The 16081-nt window shown below is 61.9% G+C and carries 14 protein-coding genes; all 14 read left to right on the top strand.

The features are described 5' to 3' along the window. A partial coding sequence (gene hisS, locus H0W47_RS11600) for a histidine--tRNA ligase (protein ID WP_296924456.1) occupies nt 1-948 on the top strand: 948 nt, incomplete at its 5' end. 70 nt (nt 949-1018) lie between these two features. Further along, nucleotides 1019-1729 (top strand): tetratricopeptide repeat protein, encoded by a 711-nt coding sequence (locus H0W47_RS11595; protein WP_296924454.1) that lies wholly within the window; start codon nt 1019-1021, stop codon nt 1727-1729. Beyond that, nucleotides 1726-2892, top strand: a complete 1167-nt coding sequence (bamB, locus tag H0W47_RS11590) for an outer membrane protein assembly factor BamB (RefSeq protein ID WP_296924452.1) — start codon at nt 1726-1728, stop codon at nt 2890-2892. Before H0W47_RS11595 ends, bamB begins: the two co-directional genes overlap by 4 nt. A gap of 150 nt (nt 2893-3042) precedes the next feature. Further along, nucleotides 3043-4386, top strand: a complete 1344-nt coding sequence (der, locus tag H0W47_RS11585; RefSeq protein WP_296924450.1) for a ribosome biogenesis GTPase Der — start codon at nt 3043-3045, stop codon at nt 4384-4386. A 52-nt stretch (nt 4387-4438) separates the two neighbouring features. Further along, complete coding sequence (gene hfq / locus H0W47_RS11580; RefSeq protein ID WP_296924448.1) at nt 4439-4708, top strand: RNA chaperone Hfq; 270 nt, start codon at nt 4439-4441, stop codon at nt 4706-4708. A gap of 5 nt (nt 4709-4713) precedes the next feature. Then, entirely contained in the window at nt 4714-5886 is a 1173-nt protein-coding gene (gene hflX / locus H0W47_RS11575) for a GTPase HflX (protein WP_296924458.1), read from the top strand. A gap of 44 nt (nt 5887-5930) precedes the next feature. Beyond that, entirely contained in the window at nt 5931-7364 is a 1434-nt protein-coding gene (hflK, locus tag H0W47_RS11570; RefSeq protein WP_296924446.1) for an FtsH protease activity modulator HflK, read from the top strand. 12 nt (nt 7365-7376) lie between these two features. Beyond that, nucleotides 7377-8270, top strand: a complete 894-nt coding sequence (hflC, locus tag H0W47_RS11565; RefSeq protein ID WP_296924445.1) for a protease modulator HflC — start codon at nt 7377-7379, stop codon at nt 8268-8270. 5 nt (nt 8271-8275) lie between these two features. Continuing rightward, entirely contained in the window at nt 8276-8464 is a 189-nt protein-coding gene (locus tag H0W47_RS11560; RefSeq protein WP_296924443.1) for a DUF2065 domain-containing protein, read from the top strand. A 115-nt stretch (nt 8465-8579) separates the two neighbouring features. Then, complete coding sequence (locus tag H0W47_RS11555) at nt 8580-9794, top strand: ATP phosphoribosyltransferase regulatory subunit (protein WP_296924441.1); 1215 nt, start codon at nt 8580-8582, stop codon at nt 9792-9794. A gap of 47 nt (nt 9795-9841) precedes the next feature. Further along, nucleotides 9842-11182: an adenylosuccinate synthase gene (locus H0W47_RS11550; protein WP_296924439.1), complete on the top strand. Its 1341-nt coding sequence runs from the start codon at nt 9842-9844 to the stop codon at nt 11180-11182. Between the two features lie 82 nt (nt 11183-11264). Beyond that, the gene (locus H0W47_RS11545) at nt 11265-11789 is read left to right on the top strand and encodes a phosphoribosyltransferase (protein ID WP_296924437.1); all 525 of its coding nucleotides are present in this window, start codon (nt 11265-11267) and stop codon (nt 11787-11789) included. 517 nt (nt 11790-12306) lie between these two features. After that, the gene (locus tag H0W47_RS11540) at nt 12307-14520 is read left to right on the top strand and encodes a peptidase domain-containing ABC transporter (RefSeq protein WP_296924435.1); all 2214 of its coding nucleotides are present in this window, start codon (nt 12307-12309) and stop codon (nt 14518-14520) included. Next, nucleotides 14517-15881 (top strand): HlyD family type I secretion periplasmic adaptor subunit, encoded by a 1365-nt coding sequence (locus tag H0W47_RS11535; RefSeq protein ID WP_296924433.1) that lies wholly within the window; start codon nt 14517-14519, stop codon nt 15879-15881. The genes H0W47_RS11540 and H0W47_RS11535 overlap by 4 nt, the downstream gene beginning before the upstream one ends. Nucleotides 15882-16081: the final 200 nt, after the last annotated feature.

Genomic DNA, 16081 nt, shown 5'->3' with positions numbered 1-16081 from the left:
GGGCGCTACCGCCAGTTCCACCAGATTGACGTCGAAGCGCTGGGCTTTGCGGGGCCGGACGTGGACGCTGAGCAGATCCTGATGTGCCGCGCATTGCTGCGCGATCTGGGCATCCCGATGGAGCATGTGCGACTTGAGCTGAACAGCCTGGGTCAGCCGGGCGAGCGTCTGGCGCATCGCGCGGCCTTGATTGCGCATTTCGAAGCGCATGCCGATGTACTGGACGAAGACGCGAAGCGCCGGTTGCACAGCAATCCACTGCGGATCCTCGATACGAAAAATCCCGCGCTGCAGGCGGTCGTCGAAGCAGCGCCTCAACTCATGGGTTTTCTGGGTGAGGCGTCGCTTGCGCACCTGAATGCTGTGCGCGCGGTGCTCGACGCAGCGGGACTGGCCTACCGCATCAATCCGCGTTTGGTGCGAGGCATGGACTATTACAACCTCACCGTGTTCGAATGGATCACGGACAAGCTCGGTTCGCAGGGCACGGTTTGTGGCGGTGGCCGCTACGATGGCCTGTTCGAGCAGCTTGGCGGGAAACCCACCCCGGCGGTGGGTTGGGGCATGGGGGTGGAGCGCATGCTGCTGCTGCTCGAAGCAGTTGGCGTGTCACCGCCTGAGCGAGCGCCCGACGCCTACGCCATCGTGCCATCTGCAGAGCTGATGCCAACAGCCATGGCAACCTGCGAAACGCTGCGCGCCGAAGGTGTCAGTGTGCAAATGCACGCCCGCAGCGCGGACGGCATAGGCAGCATGAAGTCGCAGTTCAAGAAAGCGGATGGAAGCGGGGCGCGTTTTGCACTGATTTTTGGACAGGCCGAGCTGGCAGAAGGCTGCGTGGCAGTCAAGGCCTTACGTGGAGGCAAGGGCGATGTTGCGCCGGGCCAGGTCCTGCAGCCGCTGGACGCCATTCCCTCCTGGGCGCAGGGCTTGCGCAGCGCCGGCTGACACGCACTCTACAATCGACACTCCCTGTTGGGCAACAACTTACATTACCGGACAGAACAACAAGCGCTTTATGGCAAAACATCTCGATTTGGAAGAACAGGAGCAGCTTGACGAGCTCAAGCACTTCTGGAAGCAGTACGGCAACCTGATCACCTGGGGCCTGATTGCCATTTTTGGTGCATTCGCAGCGTGGAATGGCTACCAGTACTGGCAACGCAGCCAGCAAGCGCAAGCCGCCGTCATGTACGACGAGGTCGAGCGCGCCGCGACGTCGGGGGACGCCGGCCGGCTGGATCGCTCGCTGTCCGACATGAAGGACAAGTTCGGTGGCACCGCCTTTGCGCAGCAGGCCGGGCTGCTTGCTGCCAAGACCTATTACGACAAGGGCAATATCGATGGCGCCAAGGGCGCTCTGACCTGGGTGGCTGGCAAAAGCGCCGACGCAGGTTATCAGGCGCTTGCCAAGCTGCGGCTGGCCGGCGTGCTGCTCGAAGCGAAGGCGTATGACGAAGCGCTGCAGCAGTTGTCTGGCTCTTTCCCCAAGGAGTTCACGGCACTGGTTGCAGACCGGCGCGGCGATGTCCTGCTTGCGCAAGGCAAAAAAGGCGAAGCCCGGGCTGAATACGAAAAAGCCTGGAAGCTCATGGACGAGCGCACCGAGTACCGGCGCCTGATCGAAGTCAAACTCAATGCACTCGGCGTGAATCCGTCGGCGGCATTACCCAGCGCTGCAGCAACCGCTGCAGCTTCTCCCGCGTCCGCACCGGAGGTCAAGCAGTGATTTTCAAGTCTTTCAGGCCTCTGGCCCTTGCTGGTAAAGCCCCAGCAGCTATCGTTTTGGTAGCACTCTTGTCTGGCTGCTCAATGGTCAGCGGATTGTTCAGCAGGTCCGCCAAGAAGCCGCAGCCAGTCGCACTGCAGCCCGTGGTCGCGCTGGTGGCGGTTCGCCAGGCTTGGACGGCCCGCATCGGTGAAGTCGGCTTCCCGCTCGAAGTTGAAGTGGCCGGCGACGCGGTGGTGCTCGCCAGCGCGGACGGCACGGTGGCATCGCTCGATGCGCGCACCGGCCGGGACCTCTGGCGCACCAACATCGGTACACCGATTGCAGCCGGTGTCGGCAGCGATGGCAGGCTGGCCGCCGTGGTCACGCGCGGCAATGAAGTGGTCGCCATTGCCGGTGGCCGCGAAGTCTGGCGCCAGAAACTGGCGGCCCAGGCCTTTAGCGCACCGTTCGTGGCCGGTGGCCGCGTGTTTGTGCTGGCTGCCGACCGCTCGGTCAACGCCTTTGATGGTCAGAGCGGTCGCAGACTCTGGACCCAGCAGCGCCCCAGCGAGCCTCTCGTCTTGCGCCAGTCAGGCGTCATGCTCGCCGTCGGTGACACCCTCGTGGTCGGCCTGGCTGGTCGCCTGACCGGTTTGAACCCGCTCAATGGGAACATTCGCTGGGAAGCACCCATCGCATCGCCGCGCGGCATCAATGACGTTGAGCGCCTGGTTGACCTGGTCGGCACCGTGAGCCGCACCGGAAACACAGTCTGTGCCCGCGCTTTTCAGGCCAGCGTGGGCTGTGTGGACGCTGAACGCGGCAGCCTGCTGTGGAGCAAACCGGCCAATGGCGCCCAGGGTCTGGCTGGCGACGACAGCCTGGTATTCGGCACCGAAGCCGATGGCAAGGTAATGGCCTGGCGCCGCGCCGATGGCGAAAGCGCCTGGAACACGGACCGCCTTCGTTACCGCAACCTGACTTCCCCCGTGGTGGTGGGACGCTCCATCGCCATTGGCGATTCTGCTGGTTTTGTGCATTTGCTGTCCCGCGCCGACGGCTCCCTGCTGAATCGCTTAAGCACCGATGGCTCGCCGGTGGTGGCCTCGCCGGTAATGGCGGCCAATACCCTGATCGCCGTGACTCGCTCCGGCGTTGTATACGGATTCGCTCCTGAATAGAGTGGCCCCCACGCTGATCACTTCGTGTACTTCGCTGCCCCCCGCGGGGGCGGCTGCGCCTGCGGGCCGGCAGAGCCGGACCCGCGGCCCCTGCTTGAAGGGGGATGAAGCGCCCGTGCCTGTCATTCCTCTTTCTACCGAACGCTCACTTTGAAACCTGTTCTCGCCCTGGTCGGGCGCCCCAATGTGGGCAAATCGACGATTTTCAACCGGCTGACCAAGTCGCGCGACGCGATTGTGGCCGACTACGCCGGCCTGACGCGGGACCGTCACTACGGCAACGGGCGTCTGGGTTCCCAGGAATTCATCGTCGTCGACACCGGTGGCTTCGAGCCCAAGGCCATCGACGGCATTTACAAGGAAATGGCCAAACAGACCCGGCAGGCAGTGGCCGAAGCCGATGTGGTCGTGTTTGTGGTGGATGCACGCGCTGGCGTCAACGCGCAGGATCACGAAATTGCCCGTTACCTGCGCAAGCTCGGCAAACCGACAGTCCTGACGGCCAACAAGGCTGAAGGCATGACCGAAGGGGTGCAACTGTCCGAGTTTTTTGAACTCGGGCTGGGCGAGGTCCTGGCCGTGTCCGCCTCCCACGGCCAGGGCATGCGCACGCTGGTGGAGATGGCCCTGGCGCCGCTGAATTTGCCCGATCCGGACGAGGAGGGCGAGCCCGCCGACCCGACAGTGATCAAGCTGGCCGTGGCCGGCCGCCCCAACGTCGGCAAATCGACGCTGATCAACACCTGGCTCGGGGAAGAGCGTCTGGTGGCGTTCGATCAACCGGGCACGACACGCGACGCCATTTCAGTGCCGTTTGAAAAAGCCGGCCAGAAATTTGAACTGATAGACACCGCCGGCCTGCGCCGCAAGGGCAAGGTGTTTGAGGCCATCGAGAAGTTTTCGGTGGTCAAGACCCTGCAGGCCATCGAAAGCGCCAATGTGGTGCTGTTGCTGCTGGACGCGACCCAGGGCGTGACCGACCAGGACGCCCACATTGCAGGCTATATCCTCGAAAGCGGCCGCGCCGTGGTGCTGGCGGTCAACAAGTGGGATGCAGTGGACAGCTACCAGCGTGAAACGCTGGAGCGATCCGTCGAGACACGCTTGGCTTTCCTGAAATTTGCGTCCATCCACAACATTTCGGCGATCAAGCGCCAGGGCCTGGGGCCGGTCTGGAAGTCGATTGTTCAGGCCCATGCTTCAGCCAACCGCAAGATGTCCACCCCGGTGCTGACCCGCCTGTTGCTTGAGGCCGTGCAGTTCCAGAGTCCTCAGCGGGCCGGCATGTTCCGCCCCAAGCTGCGTTATGCGCACCAGGGCGGCATGAACCCGCCCATCATCATCGTTCATGGCAATTCACTGGAACATGTGACGGACGCCTACAAACGCTTTCTCGAAGGGCGTTTCCGCAAGGAGTTTGATCTGGTCGGCACGCCGCTACGCATCCAGATGAAGTCGTCCAGCAACCCTTTTGCTGACAAAGATTCAGCCTGAACGCCTGCACTCCACCGGATAGCGTGTGGTAAGGTGAAGTTTCTATCAACTCTTGAACACGGAAAATATCGTGAGCAATAACAAAGGTCAGCTGTTGCAGGACCCGTTCCTCAACACTTTGCGCCGTGAGCATGTGCCGGTGTCGATTTACCTCGTCAACGGCATCAAGCTTCAGGGCCAGATCGAATCTTTCGATCAATACGTCGTGCTGCTGCGCAACACCGTCACCCAGATGGTTTACAAACACGCGATATCGACCATCGTTCCCGGTCGTGCGGTCAATTTCGCTGCGGCTGAAGCTCCGGAAAGCCCAGCCAGCTGAGGCCTCTGGACACTCCCACTGCATCGCTCCCCCTGGCCATCCTGGTCGGGGTCGATCTGGGCGAGCCAAATTTCGATGCCGCCCTCGTGGAGCTGGGCCTGCTGGCCCAGACTGCGGGCCTGCAGGCGGTTGCCCGCGTGGTGTGCAAGCGCCGCGCGCCCGACGCCGCACTTTTTATCGGCAGCGGCAAGGCGGACGAAATCAAGATGCTGGCGCTGGAAACGGGCGCCAGCGAAATCCTTTTCGACCAGTCCCTGAGCCCCGCGCAGCAGCGCAACCTTGAGCGCGTACTTGAGCTGCCGGTCAACGACCGTACTTTGTTGATCCTGGAGATTTTTGGCCAGCGCGCGCGTAGCCACGAGGGCAAGCTGCAAGTGGAACTGGCGCGTCTGCAGTACCTGTCAACGCGCCTGGTCCGGCGCTGGTCCCACCTGGAGCGGCAAACCGGCGGCGCCGGTGTGCGTGGCGGGCCCGGCGAGAAGCAGATCGAGCTTGATAAACGCATGATCGGCGAGTCCATCAAACGCACCAAGGAACGCCTGACCAAGGTCAAGAAGCAGCGGCAAACCCAGCGCCGCCAGCGTGAGCGGCGCAATGCCTTTACGGTGTCGTTGGTGGGTTACACCAATGCGGGCAAGTCCACGCTGTTCAATGCACTGGTCAAGGCGCGTGCCTACGCTGCCGACCAGTTGTTCGCCACGTTGGACACCACCACGCGGCAGCTCTACTTGGGCGATGCAGCGCGTTCGGTGTCGCTGTCCGATACCGTGGGATTCATTCGCGACCTGCCGCATGGCCTGATCGACGCCTTTGCCGCTACCCTGCAAGAGGCGGCTGACGCTGACTTGCTGATCCATGTGGTCGACGGCGCCAATCCCGACCATCTGCAGCAAATTGAGCAGGTTCAGCGCGTGCTGGCCGAAATCGGCGCGGCCGATGTACCGCAGATTCTGGTGTTCAACAAGCTCGATACCCTTGAAAAGTCCCGCTGGCCGCTGCAACTGAGTGACAGCTTCGAGGTAAAGGACGCGTTTTCCGACACCGGCAAACGCGTCGAGCGCGTGTTTGTCAGTGCGCAAAGCGGCGAAGGCCTGCCTTTGCTTCGCGAGTTGCTGTCCCGCCATGCAGCGTTGCCGCCTGAGGAAGATAGCCCCCAAATCAGTGAGGCTGTCGCCTGATTGGGCACAATGTCGGAGTATTGAAAAATAATGAGCCTGATTCTATGAACCTGAACCCTGTGCTACAGACGCTGACAACCCTTCCAGCCCGACTGGGGCAAGGCATCCGGGGCATGTTCAACCTGAACGATCCCCGCTGGGGCCGTGACGACGACAACAACAACAAGCCTGCCGGAGATGACAGCAAGCCGGATGCCGGGCAGAACGAGCCAGCGCCCGTCAGGCCGCCAGCACCGAGTCGCCCCCAGCCGCAAGGTCAGGGGCCAAATCAGGGCCCGCCAGACCTGGATGAACTCTGGCGCGATTTCAACCGCAAGCTGGGCGGCCTGTTCGGCGGCAACAAGCCGGGACAGCGTCCTCGCGGCACGGGCGGCATTGGCGGCGGTGGCAACGGCGGCCCGGGCAGCTTCCAGCCCGATATGAAAAGCGCCGGTATCGGCGTGGGTCTGATTGCCGCCGTAGCGATACTGATCTGGCTGGGCACCGGCTTTTTCATCGTGCAGGAGGGCCAGCAGGCCGTCATCACGCAGTTCGGCAAGTACAAATCGACGGTGGGCGCCGGTTTCAACTGGCGCCTGCCGTACCCCATACAACGCCACGAAACACTGGTGGTCACCCAGACCCGGTCGGTCGACGTCGGCAAGGACAGCATTGTCAAATCCACCGGGCTGCGCGAGTCGGCGATGTTGACCGAAGACGAAAACATCGTGGAAATCAAGTTCGCCGTCCAGTACCGGCTGAGCGACGCGCGTGCCTACTTGTTTGAAAGCAAAAATCCGGCAGATGCGGTGGTGCAGGCTGCTGAAACCGCCGTGCGCGAAGTGGTCGGGAAAATGCGGATGGACGCGGCACTCGGGGAAGAGCGAGAGCAGATCGGCCCGAGGGTGCGCAAGCTCATGCAGACCATCCTGGACCGCTACAAGGTAGGTGTCGAGATTGTCGGCATCAACATGCAGCAGGGCGGCGTGCGGCCACCCGAGCAGGTCCAGCCCGCCTTCGATGATGTGCTCAAGGCCGGACAGGAGCGTGAACGTGCCAAGAATGAAGCCCAGGCCTATGCCAATGACGTGGTCCCGCGTGCCGTGGGCTCGGCCTCGCGCCTGAAGGAAGAGTCCGAAGCCTACAGGGCTCGCATCGTGGCACAGGCCGAGGGTGATGCCCAACGCTTCCGATCGGTGCTGACCGAGTACCAGAAGGCGCCCCAGGTGACCCGTGATCGCATGTACACAGACGCGATGCAGCAGGTGTACACCAATGTGACCAAGGTGCTGGTCGATTCCAAACAGGGCTCCAACCTGTTGTACCTGCCGCTCGACAAGATAATGCAACAGTCGGCCCTCAACGGCACTGCTGCCAGCCCCGATGCTGCCGCGCTGCCGGGGGCCGCCGGCACAGCTGTGGTTCCCGGCGTGCCGGCCAGCACTGTTGATCCACGCGTCCGGGATGCAGCACGCACCCGTGAACGCGAAACCCGCTAAGAGGACACCATCGTGAACAGAGTCGGATTTATTGCCTCCTCGCTGCTGGTGCTGCTCGCGCTGGCGAGCTCCATGCTGTTTGTGGTTGATCAGCGCCAGTACGGCGTGATTTACGCGCTGGGCCAGATCAAGGAAGTCATCACCGAGCCGGGGCTCAACTTCAAATTGCCGCCGCCGTTTCAGGACGTCAAGTACCTGGACAAGCGTTTGTTGACACTTGACAGCACCGACACCGAGCCGGTTCTGACCGCGGAGAAGCAGCGGCTGGTAATCGACTGGTATCTGCGCTGGCGCATCTCCAACCCGTCTGAATACATTCGCGCACTGGGCGCCGACGAAAAAGCCGGCGCCAACCAGCTCAGCCGGGAGGTGCGCAACGCCTTTCAGGAAGAGATCAGCAAGCGGACGGTTCGCGAACTGATCTCCACCAAGCGCGAGTCCCTCATGGTCGAGGTGCAGCGCCAGGTGCAGGACAACGTCAAGAGCAAGAGCTGGGGCATCGAGATTGTCGACGTGCGTTTGACCCGCGCGGACTATGTCGAGGCCATCACAGAGTCGGTCTACCGCCGTATGGAAGCCGAGCGTAAACGTGTGGCCAATGAGCTGCGCTCTACCGGCGCTGCCGAAGGCGAGAAGATCCGCGCCGATGCCGACCGACAGCGCGAAGTCACGATTGCCAACGCCTACCGCGATGCCCAGAAGATCAAGGGCGAGGGCGACGGTCAGGCCGCTTCGCTGTACAACGAGGCATTTGGCCGCGACCCGCAATTTGCGCAGTTCTACCGCAGCCTTGACGCCTACAAGGCCAGCTTCGCCAAGAAGGGTGACGTGATGGTGATCGACCCTTCGTCCGATTTCTTCAAGGCCATGCGCGGCTCCGGCGCGGGCGCTGCCCCTAAAAAGTAAGCCCCTTGGACAGCGGCACGCTCTGGCTCGCGCTGGCCTGCCTGCTTGTCCTCGAAGGCCTGTTTCCCCTTCTTTCGCCCGGCGGCTGGCGCCGGATGTTCGAGCAGATTCTGGGCATGAGCAACGGGCAGATCCGTTTTTTCGGGCTGTGCAGCATTCTTGCTGGTCTGGCCTGGATCGCGTTTCTGCTCTAGCGGGCCGACTCACGCCCCGGGTATTTGCGCCTGCAGTGCGCATCCGACCATCGCCCGGCCGAAAACCGCGCCCAAGCCCGGTAAAATCCTGTTTTTAACAGCGCACGATAAATACATGCCCGCCTGGTCGTCATCATGGCAATTGCCGGATCAAATTGCCGATGTCCTGCCCTCCGAGGCGCGCCACATCGAAGAGCTGCGCCGTTTGTTTCTCGACACGGCCCGCAGCTACGGCTACGAGCTGGTGCAGCCGCCGTTGCTCGAACACCTCGAATCCCTGCTCACCGGCACCGGTGAGGCGCTGGACCTGCAAACTTTCAAGCTGGTTGATCAACTCTCGGGCCGCACCCTGGGCCTGCGCGCTGACACCACGCCGCAGGTGGCGCGTATCGACGCGCATTTGCTCAATCGCCAGGGCGTGGCCCGCCTGTGTTATTGCGGCCCGGTGCTGCATACCCGTGCCGACCGCCCGCATGCCACGCGTGAGCCACTTCAGTTTGGCGCCGAAATTTATGGCCATGCTGGCCTTGAAGCTGATCTGGAAGCGCAGTTGCTGGCGCTCGAAGGCCTGAATGCTGCCGGCGTCACCGAACTCTCGGTCGACATGGCCGACGTGCGCATTGTCAGCAGCTTGCTGGCCGGCGCGAAGGTCAGCCCGACCATGCTGGCGCGCATTCACGCAGCGCTGGCGGTCAAGGATGCCAGCGAGCTGTCCAGCTTGTTGGCCAGCCTCAATGGTGAGTTGCCCGCAGCGGCGCGTGAAGGCCTGCTGGCCCTGCTGCAGATGTATGGCGACGCCAAGGTGCTGACCGAGGCTGAGATAGCCTTCAAGGCGGTGCCCGACGCGCTGAACGCGCTGCAGAACCTTAAATGGCTGGCGACCCACGTGCAGGCGCTGGCTGGCCCGGTGCGCATTGCCTTCGACCTGGCAGATCTGCGTGGTTATGCCTATTACAGCGGTACCCGGTTTGCCATTTACGGCCACGGCCAGCGCGACGGCGGGCAGGGCGCCGAGCTGGTGCGCGGCGGCCGTTACGACGAGGTCGGCGCGGTGTTCGGGCGCAATCGCCCGGCGGCCGGCTTCAGCCTGGACCTGAAGGAGCTGGTCAGCGTGCTGCTGCCCAAACCCCTGCGCCCCGCCATCCGTGCGCCTTGGGGCGAAGACGCGGACTTGCGCGCCGCCATCGCCAGCCTGCGCGCAGGCGGTGAAACCGTGGCCTGCGTGTTACCCGGCCATGAACACGAAGTCGACGAATTCGATTGCGACCGCGAGCTGGTCAGCCTGGCCGGCCAGTGGCAAGTCCGCTTGCTGGCCAAAGCGCCGGCGTGAACGCCGTGCGAGCGCGTTTCCCATCCATTCTTAAAGAGTAAACGAAGATGACAAAGACAACTGCCGCAACCGCCGGCCGCAACGTGGTGGTCGTGGGTACCCAGTGGGGTGACGAAGGCAAGGGCAAGCTGGTCGACTGGCTGACCGAAAGCTCGCAGGGCGTGGTGCGTTTCCAGGGCGGCCACAACGCCGGCCACACGCTGGTCATCAACGGCGTCAAAACCGCGCTGCACCTGATCCCCAGCGGCATCATGCGCCCGGGCGTGAAGTGTTACATCGGCAATGGCGTGGTGCTGTCGGCGGCCAAGCTGTTTGAAGAAATTGAAGGGCTGGAGAAAGCCGGTGTCGAGGTGCGTTCGCGCCTGCGCATCAGCGAAGCCTGCCCGCTGATCCTGCCCTTTCATGTGGCGCTCGACGTCGCGCGCGAAACCCGCCGCGAAACCGGCGGCACCGTGAAGATCGGCACCACTGGCCGCGGCATCGGCCCGGCCTACGAAGACAAGATCGCCCGCCGCGCGTTGCGCGTGCAGGACCTGAAACACCCCGAGCGTTTTGCCGCCAAGCTGCGCGAACTGCTGGACCTGCACAACTTCGTGCTGACTGGTTACCTCAATGCGCCTGCGGTCGAATTCCAGCCGGTGTACGACGAGGCCATGCGCCACGCCGAACTGCTCAAGCCCATGATGGCCGACGTCTCGCGCGAGCTCAACGATGCCAACGCCGAGGGCGCCAACCTGTTGTTCGAAGGTGCGCAGGGCACGCTGCTCGACGTGGACCACGGCACCTACCCGTTTGTCACCTCCAGCAACTGCGTGGCCGGCAACGCCGCCGCCGGTGCCGGTGTCGGGCCGGGCATGCTGCACTACATCCTGGGCATCACCAAGGCCTATTGCACGCGTGTGGGCGGCGGTCCCTTCCCGACCGAGCTCGACTGGGAAACGCCCGGCACACCGGGTTTCCACATGAGCACCGTTGGCGCCGAGAAGGGCGTAACGACAGGGCGCAGCCGGCGCTGCGGCTGGTTTGACGCAGCTCTGCTCAAACGCTCGGCCCAGGTCAACGGCCTGTCCGGCCTGTGTATCACCAAGCTCGACGTACTCGACGGCATCGAGAACCTCGAGCTGTGCACCGGCTACGAGCTCAACGGCCGCATCATCGACATCCTGCCCATGGGCGCCGAGGAAATCGCCGCCTGCAAGCCGATCTACGAAACCTTGCCGGGCTGGACCCAGAGCACGGTAGGCGTGACCGACTACAACAAACTGCCGGCCGCGGCCCAGCGGTACCTGAAACGCATCGAAGAAGTCACCGGCGTGCCCATCCACATGATCTCGACCAGCCCCGACCGCGACCACACCATCCTGCTGCGTGATCCGTTCGCAGCTTAGCTACCTTGTAAATTTTCAGTCAAATCGGCCTCCAGCCCTTTAGATACGAGCGCAATCAGCTATCAAATCAGGAGCATTTCTTATGTTGACCGAAGACGGCAAACACCTTTACGTCAGTTATGACGAGTACCACAACCTGATTGAAAAGCTGGCGATCAAGATCCACCAGTCCGGCTGGCAGTTCGACACCATCCTGTGCCTGGCGCGCGGCGGCATGCGGCCCGGCGACATCCTGTCGCGCATCTTCGACAAGCCGCTGGCCATCATGTCCACCAGCTCTTACCGCGCCGACGCGGGCATGACGCAGGGCAACCTCGACATCGCGCGTTTCATCACCACCCCCAAGGGCGAGATCGCCGGCAAGGTCCTGCTGGTCGACGACCTGGCCGACACCGGCCACACGCTCAACGCCGTGATCCACCAACTGCGCAATAACTACAAGCCCATCAGCGAGATGCGCAGCGCCGTGATCTGGACCAAGGGCGTGTCTACCTTCGCACCCGACTACTCGGTCGAATTTTTGCCGACCAATCCCTGGATTCACCAGCCTTTTGAGGGCTACGATGCGATGCGGCCAGCGCAGCTGATGGAGAAGTGGAAGATATAGGCCCCGCGTTCGCTCACTGCGGGTAGCTCTCTGCCCTCTGAGAGGCCATTTTTCCTTAGGGCGGGCCCGGCGAGAAAACCTTTATCGCCGCTTTTTCATAACGCCTGCGTGCCAGCCGTGCGTTTCTTGCGGTGTCGGCAGGCGCACCCCAGACTGTCATTGCGGCCTGACCCGCAATCCATGGACCCCGGATCGAGTCCGGGGTGACAGCGATTCAATCCTGAGCGGCCAACCGGCGCCTCAGGATTTAAGTACTTACCCAGAAGCTTTGCCAACCACTGCCAGGTTGACAGGGCAAGCGTTGTGCCAAAGCTTCGCGCGGAATTATTACCTTCGCTTTTAAGTACTTCGTACCATACACTTCGTTACCAAAAAGCCGAAGTAATACTCTCAGCTCGCTCGTGAAGGGTTTCGGCATACAAGAGTTTCAATTAAAGGTGCTGATCGCCGAGCAGGCCGGGCTGCGTGCACCAAAACGCGTAGCCATCGCAATGTGACAAAACAATAGGGGACGGAAATGCCGACGATCAGGGAGGACTATTCACGGTCAGATTTTGTCTGGGCCTTGCAGACCTTGTGCGCAGTCCATCGACGACCGTTTGACGCCGGCTTGCTGGTGCAGCAATTTCCCCCGCCCTATGACGATGCCTCGGTGGTCCGTGCGGCCAGGGGTTTGGGCTTCAAGAGCCAGCTTCGCTCCATAGATACCAAGACGCTGCCCCAGCTGCCGCTTCCTTTGCTGGTCGAGCTGCATACGGAGACCGCACCGGAATCAAGCACGCAGCTGCCAGCCGCCGATGGTGCCGAGCCCGTTGCCGATGCCGCCGTGAAAGGCCAAGGCCTGGGCTTGTTAATCGCCATCAGCGATGAACAGGTGGTCTGGTTGCCCGCTCATAGCAACTCCCCGCTGACACAGCCGCTGGTTGAGTTTTTGGCAACATTGACGGGGCGTGTTTACCTTGTCTACCCCGAGAGTGAAGCCCTGCTCGACCCCGACGTCGAGTCGGGCGCTGGCCCCTCGTTTGGCTTTCGCTGGTTCATCCCAGAGCTGCTCAAACACCGCAAAGTCTGGCATGAGGTGCTGGGCGCCAGCCTGGTGATTCAACTGCTGGCGCTGGGCTTGCCGCTATTCACCCAAGCAATAATAGACAAGGTCATTATTCACCGCACCGAAAGCACCTTGATTGCTCTTGCCATAGGCATGACCGTCTTCATGCTGTTTACCGCGCTGCTGACCTGGGTGCGCCAATACGCGATCTTGCACACGGGCAACCGGGTGGACGCGGTGCTGGGTGCCTCGGTTTTCCAGCACCTGTTCAGGCTGCCCCCCAAATACTTTCAGAACCGGCCCACCGGCGTCATTGCAGCCCGGCTGCATGGTGTGGAGACCATCCGCGAATTCATCGCCTCGGCGGCCGTCACCCTGATTTTGGACTTGCCCTTTTTGCTGATCTGCATGGGCGTGATGTTTTACTACTCGGTCACCCTCACGCTCATCGTGCTGGGCATTCTGTGCGTGATTGCTTTGCTGTCGTTCATGGTGGCGCCGATTTTCCAGACCCGCCTGAACGAGCAGTTTTTGCTGGGCGCGCGCAACCAGGCTTTTGTGACCGAATACATCGCTGGCCTGGAAACCGTCAAAAGCCTGCAGTTCGAGCCGCAGCTGCAAACCCGGTACGACGACTACCTGGCCACCTATCTGCAATCAGGTTTTCAGACCAAGCAGATCGCCAACACCTACAACGTGGTCGCCAACACGCTGGAGCAAATGATGACCTTGCTGGTGCTGGTCACCGGCGCCTGGATTGTCATGCACCCCGACACTGTGGCGCTGGCTGCGGGCACTGGCACGGTGTTCACCATCGGCATGCTGGTGGCCTTTCAAATGTTTGCCGGCAAGCTCAGCCAGCCCATGCTGCGCATGGTCGGCCTGTGGCAGCAGTTTCAGCAAGCCAGCCTGGCGGTAGACCGCCTTGGCGATTTGATGAACGCACCTGCCGAGCCCTACCGCCTGGCGCCCAGCCGCAAAAGCGAGGAGCGGGGCGAAATAGAGCTGATCGATATCGGGTTTCGCTACGCACCCGATTTGCCTTTGCTTTACCAAAAGGTCAATCTCACCATCTCGCCCGGCCAAACCATCGCCATCATGGGGCCCAGCGGCACCGGCAAATCCACGCTGACCAAGTTGCTGCAGGGCTTTTATCGCCCTACAGAAGGGCAAATCAAGGTAGACGGCATTGACATCCTGCACCTGAGCGCCAACGAGCTGCGCGCCAACTTTGGCGTGGTGCCGCAAGAGACCGTGCTCTTCAGCGGCACGGTGTACGACAACTTGCTCATGGCCAACCCGCTGGCCAGTTTTGACCAAGTGGTGCAGGCCTGCCAGATGGCTGAGATTCACGACGCCATCCAGACCCTGCCGCAGGGCTATCAGACGGTGATTGGCGAGCGCGGTGCCGGCCTGTCTGGCGGGCAAAAGCAGCGCCTGGCGATTGCCCGGGCCCTGCTCAAAAAACCCAAGGTGCTGATATTTGACGAAGCCACCAGCGCGCTGGACGCCCAAACCGCCAATGCGTTTGCCACCACCGTCAACGCCTTGCGCGGCAAAGTCAGCATGTTGTTTGTGACGCACGCGCTGCCCAAAACCCTGCTCGTCGATGAGATCTTTGTCATCGGCGGCGGGCACTTAAGAAAAGCCACCCAGCAAGTAACCCCCAAGGTGGCAGCATGACGAACTTTACACAGCGGTTAACTCAGCGCCTGTTGCCCGACGCCGTAGAGTTTTCACCCGGCCTGCTGGCCATTCAAGAAAGCCCGCTCCCCAAACTACCGCGCGTCATTTTCTACACCGTTGGCGTGTTGTTTGCCGTCATGCTGGCCTGGGCCATTTTTGCCAAGGTAGACGTGGTTGCCGTGGCAGAGGGCAAGCTGGTGCCCACCACCTACACCAAGATTGTTCAACCCGCCGAAGCCGGCGTGGTGGCGGAAATTTTGGTCAAAGAGGGTGACCGCGTGGAAGCAGGCCAAACCTTGATCAGACTGGACCCAACCATGACAGGCGCCGACAGCCGCAGCCTGGCCAGCGAGCTGACGCTCAAGCGGCTGACCTTGCGCCGGGTTGACGCAGAGCTGGCCGGCCAGCCCCTGGCAATCAAAGACGGTGACGAGCCCGTCATGATTGCCCAGGTACAGGCCCAGGCCAACGCACACCGCCAGGCCTTCACAGATTCTTTGGCGCAAGAAGTAGCCGCACGCGAGCGCGCGCAAAACGAGCTGCGTGCCGCGCAAGAAACCTTGACCAAGCTCAAAAGTACGTTGCCCAGTTACGAGCAAAGCGCCAAGGCACACAACAAGCTGGTGGCCGAAGGCTTCTTGAGCCCGATTGCCGGCAACGACAAAGAGCGCGAAGCCATTGAAAAGTCCCAAGACCTCAAAGCCCAGGCCGCCACGGTGCAAGGCCTGCTGGCCACCATCACCGCGCAAGACAAAAAAATCGCCGGCCTCACCAGCACCTTTCGCAGCCAACTGCTGATTGAGCGCACCGAGGCCATGGGCCAGCTCGCCAAGCTCGAGCAAGACACCCACAAGATGGGCTACAAAACCGGCCTGCTGGAGCTGAAGGCGCCACAAGCCGGCATCGTCAAAGACGTGGCCACCACCAGCAAGGGCGCGGTGGTGCAGCCCGGCATGGTGCTGCTGACCCTGGTGCCCAAGGGCGAAAGCCTGCTGGCTGAGGTGCAGGTTAAAAACGAAGACGTCGGCTTTGTACAAACCGGCCAGCACGTCAGGCTCAAGGTGGCCGCCTATCCGTTTCAAAAATACGGCCTGATTGAGGGCCGCATCCAAACCCTGGCCCCCGACGCACAAGCCAACACCAACAACCCCGGCCAAACCGCACCGCAAGGCTACAAGGCGCTGGTGCAGCTGGACACCCAGTTTCTGGAGTCACTGAACGGCGACGCCAGCCAACGCAAAGGCCTGGAAGCCGGCATGCAAGTCGCCGCAGAGATTCACCAAGGGCGACGAACCATCATGGAGTATTTGCTGAGCCCGGTTCAGAAGGTCACGGGTGAGGCGGGGCGGGAACGATGAGGCGGAGGATGGACGGTGGCCTGAAGTACTTGATGCTGAGCACGGTTCCAATGAAGTGCGTGCAAGCGACCACTATAAAAACAGTAGCGGACTATTCAATGGATATAAGCGCGTACGGGTGATTTCACTCCACAGAAATGCGTACAGGCAGTGTCCGCGAAAATTTCATGCGAGAAAAGGGCTGCAGGCCCTTATGGATA

It is taken from the genome of Polaromonas sp. (assembly GCF_013817205.1).
In the GTDB taxonomy this organism is placed as follows: Bacteria; Pseudomonadota; Gammaproteobacteria; order Burkholderiales; family Burkholderiaceae_C; genus Polaromonas.
The sequence above is the reverse complement of the archived record's forward strand: the minus strand, read 5'-3'. Positions and strand labels throughout refer to the sequence as shown.

Bases quoted from the DNA above. Each gene is read 5' to 3' on its own strand.
- H0W47_RS11595 (WP_296924454.1), top strand. From the start codon at position 1,019: ATGGCAAAACATCTCGATTTGGAAGAACAGGAGCAGCTTGACGAGCTC.
- hflK (WP_296924446.1), top strand. From the start codon at position 5,931: ATGAACCTGAACCCTGTGCTACAGACGCTGACAACCCTTCCAGCCCGA.
- H0W47_RS11555 (WP_296924441.1), top strand. From the start codon at position 8,580: ATGCCCGCCTGGTCGTCATCATGGCAATTGCCGGATCAAATTGCCGAT.
- H0W47_RS11550 (WP_296924439.1), top strand. From the start codon at position 9,842: ATGACAAAGACAACTGCCGCAACCGCCGGCCGCAACGTGGTGGTCGTG.
- H0W47_RS11545 (WP_296924437.1), top strand. From the start codon at position 11,265: ATGTTGACCGAAGACGGCAAACACCTTTACGTCAGTTATGACGAGTAC.
- H0W47_RS11540 (WP_296924435.1), top strand. From the start codon at position 12,307: ATGCCGACGATCAGGGAGGACTATTCACGGTCAGATTTTGTCTGGGCC.
- H0W47_RS11535 (WP_296924433.1), top strand. From the start codon at position 14,517: ATGACGAACTTTACACAGCGGTTAACTCAGCGCCTGTTGCCCGACGCC.